This window comes from uncultured Rikenella sp. (genome assembly GCF_910579375.1).
GTDB lineage: Bacteria > Bacteroidota > Bacteroidia > Bacteroidales > Rikenellaceae > Rikenella.
On the sequence record NZ_CAJTUJ010000173.1, the window covers coordinates 1 to 3842 of the forward strand.

The window sequence follows — 3842 nt, forward strand, 5'->3', positions numbered from 1 at the left end:
GGTTTTCGCGCCGCGCCGGGCCGAGCTTCTGCGGCTCTTTGAGCCGCGCAGTTCGCCGCCACCCCACGCGGCGGGCTGCAACTCGTTGGAGCACTCACCGCTGGCGGCGAACTGCTATAGACTGAGAGCGAATAGCGCGATTCCGTGAGGAATCGCCGTCCTCGGAGCGCAGCGAACGCCGAAGGCGGGCGCCGGGGGGCGCGCTGGGCCTTCGGCCCACCCCCGGAGCGCGCAGCCCGCCCCCCCAAAAAAACGGGGCACGAATGCTTGCGATTCAAGGAATCGCGCGGGCCTCCCCCTCGGGAGGCCCGCAACTCGCTGAGCTCGTTGCGCCCACGCTGGCTCCGGACGCCGGAGTCAAATTAAAATAGGGGCGAAGCTACCCGTTGTTTGGGGTAGCCTCAACCAAAATAACCCGCCGCCTCTACCCCAAAATCAAGGCCGCCCGCTTTTGAGTACCGCGTGACACCGCCCCCGGCGGAAGCAAGAAGCCACACGAACCTCAACAAGCAAGACCCTCGAAATACACGAACCGACCTCGAAGCACAAGAAAACGAATGAACAACAGCAACATCTTCGGCCCACGCGCCGGGTCGCCCCGCAGCAGCGTGGTGATGAACCTCATCATCCTGACCGTCATCGTCTTCGTCGCGCAGATCGCCCTGCCCGAAGGAGTCGGAGGCGAACGCATGATCGACCTCTTCGGACTCCACTTCTGGAAATCCACCGAATTCCACCTCTGGCAACCCCTCACCTACCTCTTCCTCCACGGAGGTTTCGACCACCTGTTCTTCAACATGTTCGCCCTCTGGATGTTCGGCCGCGTGCTCGAATACGACATGGGTTCGGGACGATTCCTCGCCTACTACCTGATCTGCGGCGTGGGAGCCGGGCTGTGCAACCTGGCGGTAAACTGGTTCGAATACAACCACTTCCTCGGACTCGGCTACGCCGAAACCATGCCCGCACAATTGCAAGCCTGGGCCGACAACATCGTCACCATCGGCGCATCGGGAGCCGTGTTCGGCGTGCTCCTCGCCTTCGGCATGTTCCATCCCAACGACCGGATCATGCTCCTCATCCCCCCGATTCCGATGAAAGCCAAGTGGTTCGTCGTCGCATACGGCGTGCTGGAGCTCTTCCTCGGCGTGACACAAAAGGGATCCAACATCGCCCACTTCGCACACGTCGGCGGGATGCTCTTCGGGTTCATTCTGCTCCGGATATGGAAACGAACCGGCAAAATTTACTACTAACCCTTTCCTCTCCCCCTCTTACTCCTCCGCCCCGATGAGCGCCAACCGTTACAACGCCGGAAGCAATTACTACTACCTCGACCAGAGCCAGCCGAGACGATGGTGGCACACGCTGCTGCACCTGCTGCTCGTGCTGGTCACCGTCCTATTCGCCGGCGCGCTCGTCATGGCCTACCTCAGCACCGGAATCAGTCCGGAACGGAGCTGGATTTTCGCCTTTTTCGGACTCGGCGCCCCGTTCCTCTTCTTCGGCAACTTCGTCCTGCTGCTCGTATGGATTCTCCGCTGGAGATGGTGGGCTCTGGTGCCTGCCATCACGCTGCTACTCGGCCTCGGACACCTCGGCACCCTCGTCCGCTTCGACTTCCGCAAGGAGTACCCCGCCGAAAACACGACCGCGGCCGCACGGCGAACGGCTAAAAAAGAGCCCGCGCGACTCTCGATCCTCACCTATAACACCCACGGCTTCGTCTACGAACAGAGTCGACACGACGGATATCGGCGTATGGTGGACAGCGTGGCCGCTTACGTGCAACGCATGCAGCCCGACGTCATCTGCTTTCAGGAGTACGAGACGATGAACCGCGGCGACGTGCGGCTGATCGACAGCCTCTACCGCGACTGGCCGTACCGGGCCTATCACTTCGTTTCGGGCGGCGCCGAGGAGGTGGGGTACGGCGTGGCGATCTTCAGCCGGCTGCCGATCCTCAAGGCGAGCGGCACCCTGTTCGAAGGCTCGCGGAACACTATGCTCCAGGCAGATCTGCTCGCCGGACGCGACACCCTGCGACTCTTCAACAACCACCTCCAATCGACCCAGGTCGACGAATGGAGCCGCGACCGGGTCGAACGGCTCGACGTGCGGGGCGACAAGGAGAGCAAACACTTCGTCCGCAGCCTCGCCGGGCGGCTGCGCGACAACTACCGCCGGCGGGCCGTACAGGTCGACACCATCTCGCGGATGATCGAAGCGTCGCCCTATCCGGCCATCGTCACGGGCGACTTCAACGACACGCCGGTCTCGTACACCTACCACAAAATGCGCGGCAAGCTGGACGACACGTTCGTCAATGCCGGCAGCGGATTCGCATACACCTACAACCGACTCTTCTCGATGCTCCGGATCGACTACGTCTTCCACGCTCCGGAGTTCGAAACGCTCGAATACCGCTCCGACGCGCTGCCGTGGTCGGATCACAATCCGGTGTTCGTCCGGATCGACTTATCGCCGGCCGACGGCGCGGCCAAAGAAAAACGGAAATAACTTTTCACTTCTAATCAGCACATGACGGAACAGACTGCAATCCAATCGCTTATCGAAGCAGCATGGACGGATCGGACTTTGTTGGACCGACCGGAAACGAAACAGGCCATTCGGGAGGTCATCGACCGGTTGGACAAAGGCACCCTGCGCTGTGCCGAACCGACGGGGAGCGGCGGGGCGTGGCGGGTGAACGAATGGGTCAAAAAAGCGGTGATTCTCTACTTCCCGATCCAGAAGATGCGCCGGATGAGCAGCGGCGACATCGAATTCTTCGACAAGATGGAGACGAAGCAGGATTTCGAATCGCTCGGGGTTCGGGTCGTGCCGAACGGAGTGGCCCGCTACGGGTCTTACCTGGCGCCGGGGGTGATTATGATGCCGTCGTATGTGAACATCGGAGCCTATGTCGATTCAGGGACGATGGTCGACACGTGGGCGACGGTGGGGTCGTGCGCGCAGATCGGCAAGGGGGTGCACTTGTCGGGCGGAGTGGGAATCGGCGGGGTGCTGGAGCCGGTACAGGCCGCTCCGGTAATCGTCGAGGATCACTGTTTCATCGGCTCGCGGTGCATCCTGGTCGAGGGGGCGCACATCGGCGCCGAGGCGGTCTTGGGAGCGAACGTGGTCATCACCGGATCGACGAAGATTATCGACGTGACGGGCGAAGAGCCGGTGGAATACAAGGGACATGTGCCTCCACGGTCGGTGGTGATTCCGGGTTCTTACACGCGGCACTATCCGGCGGGCGAGTATCAGGTGCCGTGCGCGCTGATTATCGGTCAGCGCAAGCCTTCGACCGACCTCAAAACGTCGCTGAACGAGGCGCTACGGGACTTCGGCGTCTCGGCGTAGCACGCGCGGTTGGTCGGAGTAGATCCGATTAGGGTAGAGGCAGCCGGTTGTTTAGGGTAGTTCCAGCCCATTGCCCACCGCGGGCACGCGGCGTTTATTCCGAGAGGCAACGCAGCTGAAGACCGTAGGCACGATGGTCAAAGAAACTGGTGTAAAGGCTCTGTGTACTGAGATTCAGATGCAAGCCTCGGTAGTGATTGTTCGAAGTATAGGAGGTAGCCGATAAGCTGTAACCGTTATCGCCGGCATGCATCACTTCCCCCAGCCGTCCGTGGTAACCCGCGTCGCGGAAGCCCGGGGCGGATATTGGGTCGGAGCCAGCGTGGACGTAACGAGCATCGCGAGGTTGCGGCCCTACGCCGGGGATGGCTCCGGCCCGCGCGGCTCTGCTAGCCGCAAAAGCTCGGCTCATCCCACAGACCAACACTATTCCGCCCGTTCGGGCTGCAGCGTCGGGCCCGGGCATCGGA

At 61.8% G+C, this 3842-nt stretch carries 3 protein-coding genes; all 3 read left to right on the top strand.

Annotated features, from left to right (window positions below):
* Positions 1–557 precede the first annotated feature (557 nt).
* The 3 genes from QZ302_RS09240 to QZ302_RS09250 are packed head-to-tail and all read left to right on the top strand — an operon-like array spanning position 558 to position 3372.
* Positions 558–1256 (top strand): rhomboid family intramembrane serine protease, encoded by a 699-nt coding sequence (locus tag QZ302_RS09240; protein WP_294594708.1) that lies wholly within the window; start codon positions 558–560, stop codon positions 1254–1256.
* Positions 1257–1290: 34 nt separating this feature from the next.
* A complete protein-coding gene (locus QZ302_RS09245; RefSeq protein ID WP_294594709.1) occupies positions 1291–2520 on the top strand; it encodes an endonuclease/exonuclease/phosphatase family protein in 1230 nt (409 codons plus the stop codon).
* Positions 2521–2541: 21 nt separating this feature from the next.
* Positions 2542–3372 carry a 2,3,4,5-tetrahydropyridine-2,6-dicarboxylate N-succinyltransferase gene (locus QZ302_RS09250; RefSeq protein ID WP_294594711.1) on the top strand — a complete coding sequence of 277 codons (831 nt, stop codon included), beginning with the start codon at positions 2542–2544 and terminating at the stop codon, positions 3370–3372.
* Positions 3373–3842: the final 470 nt, after the last annotated feature.